An 18,402-nucleotide genomic window follows, 5' to 3' on the forward strand; every position below is an offset into this window, starting at 1 on the left:
GAGGTAATAATAATTGAATGTTATGTGGGACTTTGAAGGTGGGAAGTTTGTTTCTTCCAAGGATGAATATGGATTTAAGAGTGTGGTAGAAGACTTCAAAAATGCAAAAAAAATAAGGATCGTTACTTTCAATATTTCTAGTAAAAAAGAAGACCCACTTTTACAAGCAATAAAAAGTTTAAATATAGATACTAATATTGAAATTATAACAAATATCCCTTCGCGTGCTGAGTCTTATTACAATGGCGAGAAAGGTAGAAAATGGAGAAGTACTGCCAGTACAAACATCAATACATATCTTGCTAAGCTAAATCCAGATACCTTTAATGGACCTATCGTTCCGTTTTTTAATTTTAATAACCACTCTAAGATCATAGGTACAGAAAACATAGTATATATAGGTTCTGCAAACTATTCAGTTGAAAGCAAAAATAACTATGAGGCCGGTATCCTTATAGAAGATAAGCAATTCATTAAGAAACTTTATGAGATATTTTTTGAATACTTAAAAGAAAACTCAGTACCATATTTTAATGACAATTATAATCAATTAAGACTATTTATAATTAGTATTCTTACTAGATTAGTGAATCATTATGAGAATTTTATGGATTCATTCTTTTATATTCGTAAAAATGAAGAGGCAATATTCATTAATGATGAAACAAAATTTTCGCAGAATGATCTATTTGTAATGCTTCATGATCTTCAGGAATTAACTGATATTCAAGGTCTTATTGAAAATATTGATTCTGTGGAGGATGAAGTATCTTCTGCATTAGAACAAATGTACGATATTCTTGATAACATGCCCATAAATGACACCGTTGATCTTTTAGCTATCGATGGGCCAATTTATGATTACATTACTTTTGATATCCAGCAGAAAACAAATGATATCTTCGAAAGCGAATACAGTGCCATGGCTGATGATGGAGAGAAGCTCGAATATTACTTGGATATCTCTTCAGATAATGCAAGTGACATCCTATCTGATATTTGTAACGATGCTGAAATTGACATTTACTATGTCAAAAGAAATCTCGAAGATATAATTCAAAGCCTTAAATACGTTGATATAATCATAAAAGAGATTTCAAAACACACTGTTAACCCAATAATTGATAACACATAATTCATTGTACTCTGCGCATTTGCGCAGAGTTTTTTTCTATAGAAAGTGAGTAATAAGGTTCAAATTTGTCATGATTAATTAGAACGGGATATATAGAACTTCTCAGGTAGAATTTTATTGTGCTTTTAAATAAAAATAGTCTTTCAATAAAGGTTTTCGTAAGACTCCATAGAAAATTTATAATGTAACAATATTCTACAAAGTAGAACAGGAGGGTAGCTTTGTACGTACCAATTCGTGAAATAAAAAATGAAATGGGTCGAAATCGTTTTTTTGTTTTTAGTAAGAGGCTGAATCGAGAGGTTAGGTTGTATAATGACTTACAATACGACCATTGGTGTTTAGTAGAATCGAATCCACTAATTATCAAGTACTGCGAGAAACCACTTCGAATCGTTGAAACGGTTGCTGGTGAAGTTATAGAATCAATCTTCGATATGTGGATCCAAAACGTGGAGGGGACAGAAGAGTATATATGTGTAAGACATTCGTATGAAGTTGATTTAGAACATAAACGATCAAAATCGCTTGCTATAAAAGAATTGTACGCTCAACGAATTTGGTGTGCAAAAAACAATAAAATACATCGGCTAATCACTGAGAAGGAAATTCGAGTGAATACAGTTTATCTTGCTAATATAAAAACTCTCCTACCTTACTTTACTCCACTTTGTCAACTTGACTTAACCCTTAATCAATTACTTCTAGAGCTCGTTACAGAAAGTAAATATAGCATTCGTCAATTAGAAAATTTGATTTCTAATAATTATGAAATAACATTAATCAGAAAACATATCTACAACCTTATACATCATGGAATACTTGAAGCCGATATTTGTAACTGTTTAATCTCAGGACTGACGGAGGTGAGTATCAGTGTCTCAAAAGAGATTTCTCGAGAATTTACAGATTGATTCAAAATATCTAGATATCCAAACGTGGCCAATGGTAAATACTGATCAATTTACTTTGGACGAAAAAGAAATATTTCAAAGAAGACAAACCGCAGTGATGTTATTCATGCAAGGAACTAAATCATCTATTGAAATAAAGGAATTGACAAACATTGATGCGAAAGAGATTCGAAAATATATAAAACGGTGTTTAACACACGATCCACTTACAAACACCATTTGGGGTTTTAGGGCGCTTATTCCCCATAAAAGAATTTATAAGTATCAAAGAAAAACTCCAACCTCGAATTCAAATAAATCAGAGCTTCCTAAATTAACAGGTGCTTTCTCGGATCTTTTAAGACGTTATCCTGAAATTGAAAAAAAAGTAATTTCGGCCTTCTTACGTAGAAGAAGTGCTAGCAAGAATTTACCTGCATTAAACGGTGATGGTCTTCACATTTATTTTTTGAAAGAGTGTGAAAAACAAGGGATTGGAATACATGATTATCCTTTTAACACTGAGGACAAAGCTAGTAGATCATTGTATCGATACTTAAAAAAAATTGAACAATCATATTTCGTTGAGGCTGCTAAACGTAATGGAAGCCAAGCATTTAGATCATCAAAACGGACACATGATACGGAACAAGAGAAACTTCTGATCACTAGGCCTTATCATCGAGTTCAATTTGACGGGCACAAGATAGACGCAATCTTCACAATTACATTCACAACACCTGAGGGGGACACAGTTACGGAAGTAATGGAGCGTGTTTGGCTCTTGTTGATAGTAGATGTAGCAACACGTGCAATACTAGGTCATTACTTAAGTTTTAATAAAGAGTACAACTCAGATGATGTTTTGCATTGTATAAGAAACTCAATAATTCCTTATAAAAAAATATCTTTTACTATTCCTGGTATTACCTATCATGAAGAAGGAGGTATCCCGTCTGCCGAAATTCCTGAATGTGCTTGGGCCCTTTGGAATGAATTTAGCTATGATAACGGACGAGCTAACCTAGCTAACATTGTTACAGATCGGCTGTATCAAGTAGTTGAATGTACACTTAACCCTGGCCCTGTAGAAACACCAGAGGTAAGGGGAATAATAGAGAGATTATTTAAAACCCTAGAAGTTCAAGGTTATCATAAACTTGTAAGCACAACGGGTAGCAATCCTTCAGATCCATTACGAAAGGATCCTGAGAAGAAAGCAAAGAGATATTCTATATCCATTGAAGAGTTAGAGGAATTAACTCATGTGTTAATTTCGGATTACAATGGAATTCCTCATAGCGGCATCAATAATTTTTCACCAATAAAACTTATGAGACAAAGGATAGAAAGAGGCATGGAACCACGGGTAATGGAACCTTCCAAGAGAAGAGACACTGCTTTTTTTACTTTACGTGCAAAGAGAAAAGTAAATGGTAGTGTAGAACAGGGAAAACGTCCATTTATCACTTTCGAAGGTATAACGTATCGTAGTGAAGTTCTTTCTCATAGTCCACATCTAATTGGTGCCGAGCTAATTTTATTTGTTAATATCGAGGATATTCGTACTATCCGGGCTTTCTTAAAGGATGGAAGTGAGTTTGGTTATTTAACTGCAACTGGTAAATGGGGAACGACACCACACTCATTGAGAACACGTCAAGCAATTAACAAATTAAAGAAGAAAAGAAAGATCTTTTTTACTACCTATGATGACCCATTTCAAATATATCATGAGTATAAAGTGGAAAAGGCTAAGAGTAGTAAAAGGGAAAGAAATCAATATGCTCAAATACAACGAGAACTAACGAAAACTCAATCAGAAAAGGCATCTGAAGATGAGACGATAGAAAATAATTATACGCCTTATAAAGAAACAGAGATAGATGACGACTCTTCTGACAAAAGGCATTTTCGAACTTATACTTTTTAAATTTAGAAAGTGAAAGGGTGTTTTAATGAGCATCAATTTATATGATAGGCCAAAGCTCCCACCTAAGTCTCACCCTATTGAAAGTGGAAAGTATATTATCGGAACAAAAGAAGTTCGTCGAATGTATAAAACTATAAAGCAGTGGGTAGAAAATCGAGCACCCGGAGGCATAGCATATGGTAGACCGAGATTAGGTAAGACATGGGCTATTCACTACTTAGCTAATGAGTTACCTATAGATTTTGGGGAGCACCTTCCCATACTTCGTTTTAGATGTAATCAAAATACTAGAATTAACGAGAATACATTCTACGAACAACTTCTATCCCAATTCGGTCACAGCTTACCCTATTCTGGCAGGCAAACTATTAAAAGTGATCGCCTCAACAAATTCTTACATGAAAAAGCAGAAAGGGCAGGATGTAATCGTATAGTTCTCTTTATTGACGATGCCCAAAGACTCGTACCATTACAATACAATATTCTAATGGACATCTATAACTACCTGAAGGAATCCGGAATTAACATGACCGCAATTCTTGTTGGACAAGATGAACTAAAACATATTCGCTCATCATTTATCAATGCAAAAATGAGTCAAATTGTGGGGAGATTTATGGTGCATGAATATTGCTTTTCGGGAATTAAATCCAAAGAGGAGCTCAAAGTATGCTTGGAAGGGTATGATAATCTTTCCGAATTCCCAGAGAATAGCGGATGGTCATTTACTCGATATTATTTTCCAGAATCATATGAACAAGGATTTCGTCTTTTCAATTGCACTGATGAATTATATGGAACATACGAAGCTCTTAGAAAAGAAAAAGGAATTTCAAAAAAATTAGAGATACCCATGCAATATTTAACTTTGACTGTGGAATATGCTCTTAAAAAGAATGGATTAGAAGGAAAAAATGTTCCATCATTATTACAATCTCATTGGTTAGAAGCAATAAAAAAATCAGGCTATATTGAAAATGAACTTCTACATGAATTAATATAATTCCATTTAGGAGAGATAATCTAGTGATTCCTAAACTATCAGATTATTTGAGTCCAACTGATATTTTACTGACATGGAATGACAATTGGTTAAGTGATTTTGAATCACCTTGGTCTATATTCGAAAAAATTAAATATGCTAACGATGCTACGAAAAAAGACATCTTTGAATTGTTTGCTAAAACAGAAGTACTTAAAAAAAGATCAATACTCGGTACTAAAAATCATGATTTATATTTGCTATCTGCCTTCGAGGAACAGCGTTTCATTCAACTATTAGGATTTTCTCTAAAATCATATAACAAATATATTCTTGAACAGATGTCAGGTTTTTTACCGAACGGAACGTTTATTGAATTAAAAAAAGACGTATGTGAAAACCACTATTGGAGAAGATCTTTGACTATATGCTTAGAGTGTATGAAGGACGGCTACCACAGCATACTACATCAATTTGCTCTTATCTATCACTGCCCATTTCACAATTCTCCACTTATTGAAAACTGCCCTGAATGTGACGTGAAAATCCCATACGAAATATCCGATCGGTTTATGAGCTCACCATATATCTGTTCGTGCGGCTATAGATACAAAGAACTTCAGCAGAATGCACCATTTACAGCTCTGTGGAAAAAATATAGCTTTGAGGACATCATAGATCCCAAAATAAATACATGGATCAGGCTTAATCTTGATGAACAAGAGAAGTTTAAAAGAGTTTATTTCTACGAGTATTCTAATATAACTAAAAACACTCTATTACTGGACTTTCTATTAGGAATCGGGAAATTAGATAGCAATTTGCAAGCAAATTTAAAGTCTGTTTCGAGTTCATCTAATATTCAGCATATTAAGAATCCTTCGATTATGAAAACAGATATAAAAACACGACCAAGCAACTTGTATCCAGTTCATAATCGTTTTGACTTAGAAGATATACACAATCCTTTAGTAAAGAATATCATGAAGGAATTAATCGAAATAAAGGTAAAAACGATTCAATCAATCGGGAAAAAATTAATGAATAATTTTCTATTTGCTCATCGCTCCTGTATTCACCGATATACCAATGTCTATAGAATTCCTGGTTCATCAGAAAGGCCAATCTGTCCGTTTGCCTTTGCTTATGCAAAATGGAAACAATCACTACTTAAATTAGATTATTACTATGATGTTGACAATAAACCAACGAATAAGCTAACTCATAATATCCAGAGTATTGCTTTTACATATGATCCTGATAAGGATTTATTAATAGATCTAGTCAATAATTTGTTACTTAATATGCCGGTTACCAATCCACAATGTTATACTCACATCAAATGGGTAATATCTCATGTTATAGGTCATGTATGTTTGAACAATTTTTATAATTGGTTATCACAGGCAGCGTCAATTTCCAATCATGAGGTAGATGAAAGAAAAACAGACAACTTATTAGCAGTACTTTATCCAAAACACAATTCAGAATCAATCCATATAATATGGGATGATAATACGAATATTAGCGAACTGATAAACAATATTAATTGCCCGTTTCCAACTAAAAAAACTCGAAAAATACAACCCAACGAAGTCTCTCATCATCCACTACGTCAAGCGATAAGAAACATGTGAAAGACTCCGCTTCAAGGATCTTATTGATTGGGAATCATGATTTCTAAAAGATCGATTGACAATGTCTTAGAGCCATTAATTCCTTTTAAATATTTGAAAGGACCTTCGGCTGACCAGTTAATATTCTTCAGTCGTTTTACAGCTTTGGTATAGCCTTGGTGATCGATATGTCTTTTATTTTCACGCATAAATCTAGAAATGGCCTTAGAACCAGCAATAGCAAGAGCATCCAAACATACAATGTGAGTTAACTTAAACTCTTTATAGTTGATCCACTCGTTAGGATACATATCTCGAATTAAATTAAAGTAAGAGAGAACAAGAGCTAATTTTTCGTCCTTACTCAAATTTCTAATGCCTTCTTCTTTTGTGAAATAGTTCAATATCCTATATAAGTTCTGTAAAGTCACATGTCTACCATTTGTTCTTTTTCCAATGATGCTTCCAATATGATAGAAGGGGCTATCGCTATTGGAAAGTAATTCTGTTGCAATCCAACTTAAATCATCAGATTCTCTCTTTAAATATTTACTTAAAGAGGAACTGATGCCTTTTGCTTTTGTGTTTATTGTGTCGAACAATTTAATTTCTTCATCCTCATCAAGAAAATGAAAAGCCATAAAAGGTACGTTTAATTCTGAATTTGTTTCTTGTATATATTTGCGAATTCCTCCTAGTCGATGTTGGCCATCCATCAAAGATGCTTTACTTTTACATATTAAACGTCCGTACGATGGTCTGTGCTTATCATAGGCCACATACTCCCAATTACCACCTGCATTCAACAATATCGGAGTAAACAGTGCCTCATCGCCTCTTGATAAATACATTGAGAAGTCTCTGATTCTCTTAGCATCAGTCGGTCTTTGATAACCTTTACCTGAAGTATGATCATATGGTTTAGTATACGTTAATTGCATAGCAATAGAGGCTGAGAAATAACTTTGATAGGCTACTTTGCCTCTCATTTTGCACTGTAGAACATTTTCAATAACTATTTGGTTTGGTAGATTCATCATTTTACATAGCACCCCATAGTTTACAGAAGTTTGAATATTGTTCATACAATATATATCATATAATATATATTTAGTAGTGGTAATATATAGTTTAGGTATCTTTATCATTTGAAATGGTACACCTAGTCTTAAGTAAAGAGAGGTGGCCATTGATATGATTAAAATAAATCAATTCGTAGGTTCACGAATACGTTCCCTTCGAATGGCACAAGGACTTACTCAAGAACAACTTGGTGAATTAGTTGATCTTCCCCAGCCATATGTAGGTGGGATTGAACGAGGTGAGAGAAATATTACACTTGAGACTTTGCAAAAAATCATAAATGCTTTGAAAGTTTCACCAGAGGAATTATTTCTAAACTATCAGGATAATGGCTCATCAAATGAATTTATTGAGATTATGAACCGACTTCAATCACAATTAATTGCTCGAGACATCAAAGAAGTTAAAGCTGTTGAAAAGCTTGTTAGTGTTTGGTTAGATACAATGGATTCATTAAAATAAAATAAGAAAAATTGAATAATATACAAAAACGACAGAAGGTCGTAGATGAGGAGGAGAAAGAAAATTCTATCGAATGATTTAAAAGAAACATACAAAGACATAATAGAATCCGCTATTATTTATGCTAACCAAAACTTGAAATTATATTCAAATAATGAATTAAGCATTAATTATGAGATTAAGAACGGTATATTTTTCAATGCACAAAGTCTTTTATATGATGATAAATATTCAATGACTTTTTACTCGGAATTCTTCGAAAGAATATTTGCAGTTTATAATACACTTTTAAATAAAGGGAATTTCAATTTTTACAAAATCATTTCTTATGGAGACCAGGATTATACAGAGGATAACGCTCAAATATATCTTGATATATTATTCGAACTTTCATCCAAAATATTTATTAATCATGAATTAGGACATATATTTAATGGACATTTAAAATACAAATTAGGTCTTGGTTATACTGCAAACAAAACAATTATGTTCTTAGAATCCGAGCGTAATGAATTACCTCCACTTGAAAGTCAAGTATTGGAGATGGATGCAGATGCCTTTGCAGCTACAAGAATTATAGGTACTATCACTTTTAATGAAAATATATCTTACTATAATTCTATAAGACCAAATCTTATTAAAAATAAGTCTCATTCTCTTTTACTAACTGTAGTTTCTGCTACTATAGTTTTTAGTATTCTAGGAGCAGGTAAGAAACGAAGTACCCCTTCAAATCTTTTAGAAATAACTTACTTACCACTAAGAACAAGACAAGATTATTATTTAAGATGTGCTTTAAACGCCTATAAATATTTTAATCCAAATGAGCCAGTGCTTTTTGATATTGTTTTCCTCAGAGAAGTCATACCAAACATAGAACAGTATGTAAACTTGTATAATCATCATGTATTAGGGTTCGAAAATGAGGAGTATTGTAATTCATATAATTTGAATGAACTTAATGAACCTTTTATAAAACACTGTGACTATTTGGATTATTTCTGGACAAATACAATGAGAGAAAAACTAATCCCTTATTCTTATTATTTCCCTGCATTATAAATTGTAATAGACACAAACAACAGCATTGCATTATATTATTAGTAGGTTAGGTAATAATGTGTCACAAATGTTTTGGGAACTGGGATATAAAATTTTGATAAGTGTATGTTATTAAACATTTCATAGATATTCAGACTATATATAATAAAGGCGAAATCCATATGAGTGGATTTCGCCTTTATTATATATTTTACACGAATTATGATTAGCTTCTGTAATTGCTTGTTTAGTCGTAAAGTTAAAATGTGACAACAGAAAAAGTATTTGATATAGTGAAATTAGAATTCGTCACTAAACAACTGTTTATCTGCTTATTTGAGGATGTGAAGATTATTGTAAATATGAAATGGGGCTTATGATTTGACTCTTTCTAACTTGGATATGGCTATTTATACATTGTTGTTCATTATCCCTGGGTTCTCTATGAGTTATGCTTATGGTATTTTTATTCCTCAAAGAGATAAAGCTTATCAACCAGCTTTCCTAAGGTTCTTTTTCTTTAGTTGTTTAAACTTCATCATTTGGTGGCCATTAATACATCATTGGATTAAGATAGCTTATTATGATCTCCATCCTTTCCGATGGTCTATTTGTATTATTGGTGTACTAATAATTTTCCCATTCATCTTGGGTTTAACGATAGGATACATAACTGAGAAGGAATGGGTAAGAGTACTGCTCCATAAATTAAATATATATACATTGCACCCTGTACCTACAGCTTGGGATTATATAATGAGTGAGGCTTCCTATGTTATTATTACATTAAAAGATGGGACACGAATTTTTGGGAAGTATTCAAGTAAATCTATTGCTTCTTCTGTTCCAAACGAGAAAGATGTATATATAGAGACACTTTATAGCTTGGATGACGAAGGGGATTGGAGGGAAGTCCCTCGGTCTAATGGAGTTTGGATAGCCGGTGACCAGATTCTTCATATTGAATTTTACAAAATGTAATTGATGGAGGGAAATATGAAAAACGATAAAAATGGACATCAAACAAGCTCTAAAAGCGAACAAAAAGGTATGCAACCTGTAGCACCTAAAGAAAATACGTCTCCTCCCAAAGGTGGATCAAGTATTTCAAGGCCAATCCTAAATAAATAATGACTGGGGAAGAAAATAATGAACAAAAAAAGCGAGAAGCCTATCAAAAAGGTTGAAAATGGACACCAACCTAATAAAGCCCAAGAAACACAAGGGCCTCCTGGCGGAAGCTCTAACATACCTAGACCTTTAAAATAATTTTGCCAATCGAAAACCACTCAATTTGAACTGCACCCTAATTATTAGACAACATCTAAGATTGGGTGTGCAGTTTTTTTGTTGCTTATTTACATTAATACAAGAGGTAAAAGTTACGTGAAGGAAAAGAGGGGGGAACATTGTAATAAGAATTGGCGTTAACAAAAACGTACCAATAGAGCATTTTTAAGAATGAACTTGATCATATACCTTGTGTACTACAAGTAACAAACGAATTAAGGTAAAGGGCATGAGTCCGGTACAAGACCGGATTCACCCCCTTACGGTAGCCTAGGATCTTCAATTTTGAGTATTCTTGATTATACCTTTCCTTCCGTTATTAAGCGCCAATATTGATACCCTAGAGCTGTCAAACGGCAAGATTTTGATTCCATAGCGGCATAGTACATGTATTCTGAATCAACAGGCACTACTAGACCAACAGATTGGTATTTTTGAAGATCTTTAAAAATAGCCACATTCTCCTCATTTGCACTATCACTTGTATACTCATACGAAGGATCTAATTGGAATTCTTCCTCAGGAATATGAAAATAATCAATGATTTTTCTTAATGTAACTAGTGGTATAACAGGTTCTACTCTTCTTAGATGTGTAAATCGAGAAATACTAGTTTTAAATACAGGTCGTTGATCCCATGCACCGAGTGCCTCGTCAATATAGGAATACAAGCTCCCTGGCGTGATATATCCCCTTAAATCAGCTGCACCACCATGCAGTGCATCAAGCAAGAGAGATGTGAAAACACCCTGACCGTTACTTTCCAAGGCCACTTCAGAGCTCCGGCATGCTGTTAAGATGGTCAATCCATCACTAAGTTGACTTAAACTCCCTTGGTTTAAACCAGGAGAACCGAATAAACCTGAATGACAACAATCTAAAATAATAATTTTGTTGCGAGCTGTAGACTGATTAGCAAAGGTTAGGATTGTATCCATATGAATGCCCTCATCGTAACTTTCATAGTCAGTCGTCACGATGTATCCACCTGATGAGTTTATAAGACCGTGACCTGAAAAATAGAGGAGAGCAATATCGCTATCACCTTTGAAAAGTTCGTCAATACTTCTTTTTAGTTCGCTTCGAGTAGATTTATTTGTAATATATTTGATAGCGAAATTAGGAGAACCATCACCATTTTTCGATAAAATTTGTCCAACAGAAATGGCGTCATTGACACATCCATAGAGTGGGGAACTAGGATATTCATTTAGTCCAACAACTAAAGCCTTTCTCACAGTATCTAATCTCCTTAACCTAATTCTTTAATTGCTGAAATAATGGAACTAGATTGCCATTTCACTATTTTATTTGCATTATCTTTTACTTTCTTAGACGTTTTCTCAGAAGCCCATGGTTCAACAGCTATGATAGGCTTAGATGTGTAAAACTCGGTTTTGGCAATGGTAATCTCATGATCAATCCATTTACTATAAGAGGCGTAAACTCCAGCGAGGATTATTACAACTGAACTTGGACTAATTTGTTTTTTTATAGCCTCATAAAGTTCTTTGTCATTTTTAGCATTATGTACAGGATCATCTTTAGGGACAGAGTAATTTTTATAAGTGAAGGAGGGATCCTTATCTAGTAACTTAATCAATCCCTCATATGCCTCAGGATAAGCCCAAGAATGACTTATAAACAAATTGTATGTTTTCGACATGAAAAACTCTCCTCAAAATTAGTTTATTAGCACTCTCATAAACGAATGCTAATTCCATTATATAGAATTCCACTGTGTTTGCAATTACTCTTGTATGATTTCCTCCAACATCTATAAAAAACAATAGGTATTCAGCACGGAAATCAAAATATCTTATTTAGACCACACGACCTAATTAGACAGCTTTCGACATCAGCCATTTGTTATCATTATTTTCATAAAATACTTAGCGCAAGAGGTGTTATTATGGATGGAATTATTGAGATAAAAATATTTAAAGAAATAGATTTAAATGATCCATTCTTTATTAGCTTAAAGGAAGATTACCCTGGATTTGTTGATTGGTTTCATAAGAAAAAAGATGAGAAGGCTCAAGTTTTATATAATGAATCGGGATTATTGGAAGCCTTCCTTTATATGAAAAAGGAAATAGGGCCGGTTACAGATGTTCACCCAGCACTAAAAGAAGGAACCTGGTTAAAAGTAGGAACGATGAAGGTAAATCCTCACGGAACACGTCTCGGTGAAAGATTTATTAAAAAAATATTGGACTTTGCAGTTGTATGTGGAATAGAGAATATCTATGTTACAGTATTCCCAAAACACCAATCACTTGTCAGTCTCTTCTTTAAGTACGGTTTTATTAATAATTCAGTTAAGCAATCAACTACAGGCCAAGAATTAGTATTGACTAAGACGCTTGAAAGCGCTGTAGGTCATATTCTACAAGATTATCCTTTAGTCTGCTCAAAAGGGAAACGAAAGCACTTATTAGCAGTAAAGCCCGTATATCACACGAAGTTGTTTCCGGATTCTATTCTTCGTAATGAGAGCTTTGATATAATTAAAGATGTATCTCATACTAACAGTATTCATAAGGTTTATATTGCTTCAATGCCTGGACTTGCAACTGTAAGACCAGGTGACTTGATTGTAATCTATAGAACAAAAACGGAAAACACAAAAGCATGGTATACCTCGGTAGCAACATCTATCTGTGTTGTAGAGGAGATGAAGCATCGAAGAGATTTTGCAAATATACAGGAGTTTCTTAAGTATTGTAAAGATTACTCTGTATTTTCAACTCAGGATTTACAGTATTATTGGAATAAACCTGGTAACGTATACATTTTAAAAATGACTTATAATATAGCGTTAAGAAGAAGATTAAATCAACAAAGATTGGTGGAGGAAGTAGGCCTATCTAAAGATAACTATTGGGGCTACTTCACTCTTAATGATCAAGAATTTGAACAGATTTTAATAAAAGGTGATGTATATGAAAGTCTTGTTATCGATTAAACCCGAATTCGTTGAAAAAATATTTAGCGGTGAAAAGAAATATGAGTATCGAAAATCAATTTTCAAGAAAGAGAATATTGATACAGTTGTAGTGTACTCTACGATGCCTGAAGGGAAAATAGTAGGTGAATTCAAAATAGAAGCCATAATCGCTAACCGTCCCGATATATTATGGGAAAAGACGAAAGATGCTTCAGGCATAAGCAATCTATATTTTAAAAAATACTTTGAAAACAGAGTAGAAGGTTACGCAATTAAAATTTCAGATCCTGTTCTTTACGATAAACCAATTGATCCCAAATCAGAATACAAGTCTTTTCATGCACCTCAATCTTTTTGTTATATCAATTGAAAAGTAGAGTGAATTATAGATGAATAATATCATATTCGTTTCTGGTGTACATGGGGTAGGGAAAACACAATTTTGTCGTGAACTGACTAATGATTATCAACTAATTCACCATACTGCAAGTCAACTAATCGCATCTAAAAAACAAAAACACTTTGATATTAGTAAAAGAGTAAGTCACATCACTGAAAATCAAGACTATTTAATCGAAGCCATTAATGAACTTGAACTGCTTGATACCACTTTATTATTAGATGGCCATTTTTGTGTAATAAATGAGTTTAGTAATATAGTGAGACTGCCCATTCAAACGTTCTCAGATCTCTTACCAAGAGGCATCATCTTATTGACTGACGACGAAGCACAAATCCACTCCAGGCTAGTTAAGAGAGACTCGATTGCATCTATTGATATTGATATGATAAGAAAACTACAGCAAGAAGAATTAAAATTCGCGCAAAAAATTTCGAATATACTACATATTCCTTTATGTATTTATCGAGTAACAGACAACAATCGAGTCGTTATTGATGACTTCATTAAGAAACTAACTATAGAAGAAAAGTGATAGTAATTGTGATAGTATTTCATACGAAAACCTTTTGTTGGGGGGATGGTTATCCCTCTGACACTTGGTTTCTCCCCAACTAACATCTTTTATCTGGCGAACGTCTACAAACTAGGTATTTACTAATAATTACGTAAAATACAAATTTGACGAAATTTATTATAAGATAACCGGTTGCGGAGGTAACATGGCATGGATAAGCAAACAAAGCTCCATTATATGAAACGGATTGATGAGAAGCTTTCTGACTTACCTTGGTATGTTACAGAATACATAGATAGCCGTAAGAGGAAACTGTCACACACCACTCTCCTTAACTATACCCATGATTTTATTATCTTTTTTGATTGGATGGTAACGGACTGTTTTGTAGATGACCACCGAAAAAATGTATCACTTGACGCTTTAGAAAAGTTAACAGTCCGGGACATTGAAAACTTTCTCACTTATCTTGAATATCAAACAGGAAACAGCAGAATCACCATTAATCGAAAAATTTCAGCTCTCAAATCGCTGTTTGATTACTTACAAAATAAAGCTGAAACCACCGATTTAAAGCCATATCTATTGCGCAATGTCATGGCTAAGGTAGAACTAAATTCAGTTAAAGAAAGTCAAGAAACAGTTGCAAACAGAATAGGCGGAACCCTATTAAGAGATGATGACTTTGATTCCTTTCGTGAATTTGTATCGCATGGTTATGGTCAAAAATATAAAGATAATAAAAGGATGCACCGATTTCATCAACACAATCGGGAACGTGATACTGCGATTATTTCACTAATATTAGGATCAGGACTCCGTTTATCAGAAGTCGCCGGTTGTAATCTAGAAGATCTAGATCTAAAAAACAACTTGATACGAGTCACTAGAAAAGGGAATAAAGAACAATTTGTATATTTTAGCGATCAGGCATTTAATGATATAATGGAGTATATAAAAATTAGAGAAGCAAGGTACAAACCAGGAAAATCTGATCCATTTTTATTTTTACCTGCTGATGTAGGACGGAAGGGTAAAAGCCGCAGATTTACTCAAAGATCAATAGAAAAAATCGTTGAGAAATATGCTAAATCATATGGAAAATCATCTTTATCAGTGCATACGTTAAGACATTCTTTTGCAACTCGATATCATAAAGAGAACAATGATGTTCCCAAATTAAGAAATCAATTGGGCCATTCTTCAATTCAAACAACAATGATTTATACTCATTTGACAAACGATGAAATGAAAGAAGCAATAAACAGAATGGACAATTAATTAATAATGACACAAAGTTACCCTTTTGCTTGGAGAAAGTTGCCCTTATTGGAGTAGTAGTGACACAAAGTTACCCTCATGCTTGGAGGAGAGTCTTATCTTTGATGAGATTGAAAGATCTCTTACAAAATGACACAAAGTTACCCTCATTAGTGTAATTTGAACTAAATAAAAAGGGTAACTTTGTGTCACTAAACTTAGAGAGGGCAACTTTGTGTCATAAATGGGGGTAACTTTGTGTCAATTAACAATGGAGAATAGCTGTCATATAGGGGGTTTCCACTTGTTTAAGACATATGTACAAAATACGGGTTTTGTGAAACAGTAGTATCGATTTAAAAGGAGTCTCTCCAAATTGGCCTCAATCAGCTGCTTAAATCGCATCATTACATATATCTTATACTGCTTATATATAAGTACATTTTTCGTTTTCATTGTTCCTTATTTCTGTTTTATCTTTTTGCTACATGCTCATCACAAAATATTATTTTGAATTGTTCCTTGCTTATCATTTTCTTTGTACATTTATACTGTTGATTATTCAGATTTACTGCTCATAGCTGTTTTAAATCTTACATTACAAGTCTGCATTTATATTACGGATTACTGGCACTTAGATCGTATCATTGATCGCTATTGATCCAAATCATAAAATCCTTATTGATTTGGCGATCCATTATCAACCGACTTCAACTACTTACATATTCACTATTAATATGTGAATTATTTCTCAATCCTAAACGATACATCTGCTTTTATCTTATCAATTTCCTCGCGTCGTTTCTAAGCCTCTATGCCTGCAATGCACGATATCAAACTTTTCTTCCCTTCTCCAGTCATTTGATAACTACGAACAACTGTTCTTTCAATCTCCATCCTTCAAAAAAAGAACTCGATGAATTCATCACCGAGTAAAGTAACCTCTTCGTATGGAAAAAGCTATAGAGCAATTCCAGGAAACTGGATTCGCTACATTTTTATGTAATAACACTTTCTAACTTAATTCTAATAAAGCTGCCAACCGTTCTAAATTCGTACATAGACTATGCAGCAATTGATTGGCTGCTTCTTTATTGGCTTTCTTGACAGAGATATCAAGGACAATCCGCTCATTCAGAATACCGTAGTACAGACCGAAACCTTCGCTATTTACTGGCGCGAACGTAAATGATTCCATAATCTCATAAGGTATGCTTGTCGTTGAAATGAAGTCTGCAGTCAAAGCTTTTAACCCTTGCGACTGGAAGAAGTAGTCGGACTGACTTGGGGAATCCTGCGTCAACTGGTTTATTTTATTTAGTCCGAACAAGTGACGCTCGATCCCTTCTCCGCGCTGGCAGGCTTTAATCCGCTCAGTATGCACCGCTGCTGCACGCATAAAGCTGTCAACCAGCTGCTGCCGGCGTAATTGCCAATGCTCATCTTCGCCTAGCTTATACTCATTCATAAAACTTTCCACGAACGCCTTCTTCTCCGTGCTTATGGAACGGGCGCATTCGGTTCTCCCTTGATAATAATGACGCATAGCGACCGGTTCATATACGCTACGCAATTTCCCTATTGACTCATATTGGGCTAATGCTAAGGCAATATGGAAGAAGGCATCAGGACTTACTTTGCCACGCTTCATTAGAGACTTACCGAAACGTTCAAAACTAACGTGGGCAAAGTAATGGTTATCATACTCCGCTTGAGCCTGTTCATTGCATTGCGCCAATAACGACTGCACGCGTTCATCTTGTTCCCAACTCAGTTCTGTAACTAATTCACTGGAACCCTCTTGCTGCGAAATCGGTTCTTCTCGCAGGTTACCGTCTTGTTTGGTAAACAGTTGAGTTAACACATTCATTACGGGCACACCGTCAATCGATGAATGCTCGAAATTAAAACTGATCGCACCGTTGGCGTCGATAAGCATCTGCATCGTCTTCGCAAACCATTGATTTCTCCAACCTAATAACGCACGATGCAACTGCTCTGCTGTGCTTTCAGCTGCATCATCTGAGAAACCAATCGCAAATATCGCATCATGAATCGTACGCAAATGCTGAGCGTTCACTGGGTTTTGCTGTAGTTGCTCATATACATCCGCCGACAGTTCACGCTTGGCAGCCGCCGTACTTTCCACAGCAACGGTCGCTGCGGGTACATTGTGCGTTAAGATATGCCGCAAGTTGCCTTCTAATTGTGCCGCTGGAATAGCGGCACCGTGCTCATCCGTTACCATTAACTTGTAGAAGTGTGAGTTGCGAATAACAACGATAAAGTTATTTTCCGCTGTATCTGCACCTACATAAAACTTATCTTCCCCGTGAGCTGGCAAGCGGCAGCTCTTGAAAATATTCCGATAGTAGCTCATATCCACAGCAGCACCTTTAACCGTCTGTTCCATTGGATAGCTACCGGAAATAAGCTGTAAATAGATGTTTACCGCCCGTTCAATCAACACTGCCGCCTTATGAGCTCTGTCTCCCATATGTGCGTGGTAATCAGGATGAATCGTTAACGCAATATTCGTCTCGCTTTGTAAGTTGCCCCTTGTCATTAAGTAGCTTTGCAGCCACCACGGAGCAAGCCAACTGTCCGTTCCAGCTTCTGCATGCTGCTCTAACTGCTCTTGCAACTGCGGTCCCTCATTTTGCTGAAAACGCAGCACAATTTGCTTAAACTCGTTCAGCTGTTCCTCGGTCAGTATCGGTTCCACCCACTCCAGTAAAGTCGCTAGTGTGGCCGGCAACGCCGGTACGGGCAGTTTCTGTAGAAGAGGTCGTAATTGTGTCGTGTACTTGCTCGTATGATTGGTCATGATGTCTCCTCTA

At 34.7% G+C, this 18,402-nt stretch carries 17 protein-coding genes; 13 read left to right on the forward strand and 4 right to left on the reverse strand.

The window, feature by feature from the left end:
• The first annotated feature begins 22 nt into the window (after positions 1–22).
• The 5 genes from ABN764_RS04515 (at position 23) to ABN764_RS04535 (ending at position 6,580) form a co-directional block, all read left to right on the forward strand.
• Positions 23–1,135: a phospholipase D-like domain-containing protein gene (locus ABN764_RS04515; protein WP_446671334.1), complete on the forward strand. Its 1,113-nt coding sequence runs from the start codon at positions 23–25 to the stop codon at positions 1,133–1,135.
• A 221-nt stretch (positions 1,136–1,356) separates the two neighbouring features.
• The gene (locus ABN764_RS04520) at positions 1,357–2,049 is read left to right on the forward strand and encodes a hypothetical protein (protein WP_446671062.1); all 693 of its coding nucleotides are present in this window, start codon (positions 1,357–1,359) and stop codon (positions 2,047–2,049) included.
• Entirely contained in the window at positions 2,012–3,961 is a 1,950-nt protein-coding gene (locus ABN764_RS04525; protein ID WP_446671063.1) for a TnsB C-terminal domain-containing protein, read from the forward strand. The genes ABN764_RS04520 and ABN764_RS04525 overlap by 38 nt, the downstream gene beginning before the upstream one ends.
• Positions 3,962–3,986: 25 nt before the next feature.
• Entirely contained in the window at positions 3,987–4,964 is a 978-nt protein-coding gene (locus ABN764_RS04530; RefSeq protein ID WP_446671064.1) for an ATP-binding protein, read from the forward strand.
• 23 nt (positions 4,965–4,987) lie between these two features.
• A complete protein-coding gene (locus tag ABN764_RS04535; protein WP_446671065.1) occupies positions 4,988–6,580 on the forward strand; it encodes a hypothetical protein in 1,593 nt (530 codons plus the stop codon).
• A 20-nt stretch (positions 6,581–6,600) separates the two neighbouring features.
• Here ABN764_RS04535 and ABN764_RS04540 read toward each other — a convergent pair whose 3' ends face one another.
• Positions 6,601–7,599 carry a DGQHR domain-containing protein gene (locus ABN764_RS04540; protein ID WP_446671066.1) on the reverse strand — a complete coding sequence of 333 codons (999 nt, stop codon included), beginning with the start codon at positions 7,597–7,599 and terminating at the stop codon, positions 6,601–6,603.
• A 154-nt stretch (positions 7,600–7,753) separates the two neighbouring features.
• Between ABN764_RS04540 and ABN764_RS04545 the strand changes: the two genes are divergently transcribed.
• The 4 genes from ABN764_RS04545 (at position 7,754) to ABN764_RS04560 (ending at position 10,276) form a co-directional block, all read left to right on the forward strand.
• Positions 7,754–8,104, forward strand: a complete 351-nt coding sequence (locus ABN764_RS04545) for a helix-turn-helix domain-containing protein (RefSeq protein WP_446671067.1) — start codon at positions 7,754–7,756, stop codon at positions 8,102–8,104.
• Between the two features lie 45 nt (positions 8,105–8,149).
• Positions 8,150–9,166 (forward strand): hypothetical protein, encoded by a 1,017-nt coding sequence (locus tag ABN764_RS04550; RefSeq protein WP_446671068.1) that lies wholly within the window; start codon positions 8,150–8,152, stop codon positions 9,164–9,166.
• Positions 9,167–9,526: 360 nt separating this feature from the next.
• Complete coding sequence (locus tag ABN764_RS04555) at positions 9,527–10,126, forward strand: DUF6338 family protein (RefSeq protein ID WP_446671069.1); 600 nt, start codon at positions 9,527–9,529, stop codon at positions 10,124–10,126.
• 15 nt (positions 10,127–10,141) lie between these two features.
• Positions 10,142–10,276 (forward strand): hypothetical protein, encoded by a 135-nt coding sequence (locus ABN764_RS04560; RefSeq protein ID WP_446671070.1) that lies wholly within the window; start codon positions 10,142–10,144, stop codon positions 10,274–10,276.
• A 458-nt stretch (positions 10,277–10,734) separates the two neighbouring features.
• Here the strand turns inward: ABN764_RS04560 and ABN764_RS04565 are convergent, their stop codons facing one another.
• Both ABN764_RS04565 and ABN764_RS04570 read right to left on the reverse strand, forming a co-directional pair.
• A complete protein-coding gene (locus tag ABN764_RS04565; protein ID WP_446671071.1) occupies positions 10,735–11,673 on the reverse strand; it encodes a caspase family protein in 939 nt (312 codons plus the stop codon).
• A gap of 14 nt (positions 11,674–11,687) precedes the next feature.
• Positions 11,688–12,101, reverse strand: coding sequence for a TIR domain-containing protein (locus ABN764_RS04570; RefSeq protein WP_446671072.1), 414 nt, complete (start codon positions 12,099–12,101; stop codon positions 11,688–11,690).
• A gap of 246 nt (positions 12,102–12,347) precedes the next feature.
• Between ABN764_RS04570 and ABN764_RS04575 the strand changes: the two genes are divergently transcribed.
• The 4 genes from ABN764_RS04575 to xerS all read left to right on the forward strand — a co-directional run bounded on the left by ABN764_RS04575 (position 12,348) and on the right by xerS (position 15,583).
• Positions 12,348–13,403 carry an N-acetyltransferase gene (locus tag ABN764_RS04575; protein WP_446671073.1) on the forward strand — a complete coding sequence of 352 codons (1,056 nt, stop codon included), beginning with the start codon at positions 12,348–12,350 and terminating at the stop codon, positions 13,401–13,403.
• On the forward strand, positions 13,381–13,755 hold the full coding sequence (locus tag ABN764_RS04580; protein WP_446671074.1) for an ASCH domain-containing protein: 375 nt from the start codon (positions 13,381–13,383) through the stop codon (positions 13,753–13,755). The genes ABN764_RS04575 and ABN764_RS04580 overlap by 23 nt, the downstream gene beginning before the upstream one ends.
• Before the next feature lie 19 nt (positions 13,756–13,774).
• Positions 13,775–14,320 (forward strand): AAA family ATPase, encoded by a 546-nt coding sequence (locus ABN764_RS04585; RefSeq protein WP_446671075.1) that lies wholly within the window; start codon positions 13,775–13,777, stop codon positions 14,318–14,320.
• Positions 14,321–14,512: 192 nt separating this feature from the next.
• Complete coding sequence (xerS, locus tag ABN764_RS04590) at positions 14,513–15,583, forward strand: tyrosine recombinase XerS (RefSeq protein ID WP_446671076.1); 1,071 nt, start codon at positions 14,513–14,515, stop codon at positions 15,581–15,583.
• A gap of 994 nt (positions 15,584–16,577) precedes the next feature.
• Here xerS and ABN764_RS04595 read toward each other — a convergent pair.
• Positions 16,578–18,389: a choline/carnitine O-acyltransferase gene (locus ABN764_RS04595; protein WP_446671077.1), complete on the reverse strand. Its 1,812-nt coding sequence runs from the start codon at positions 18,387–18,389 to the stop codon at positions 16,578–16,580.
• Positions 18,390–18,402 lie beyond the last annotated feature (13 nt).

Source organism: Paenibacillus wuxiensis (genome assembly GCF_040195695.1).
GTDB lineage: Bacteria > Bacillota > Bacilli > Paenibacillales > Paenibacillaceae > Paenibacillus_B > Paenibacillus_B suaedae.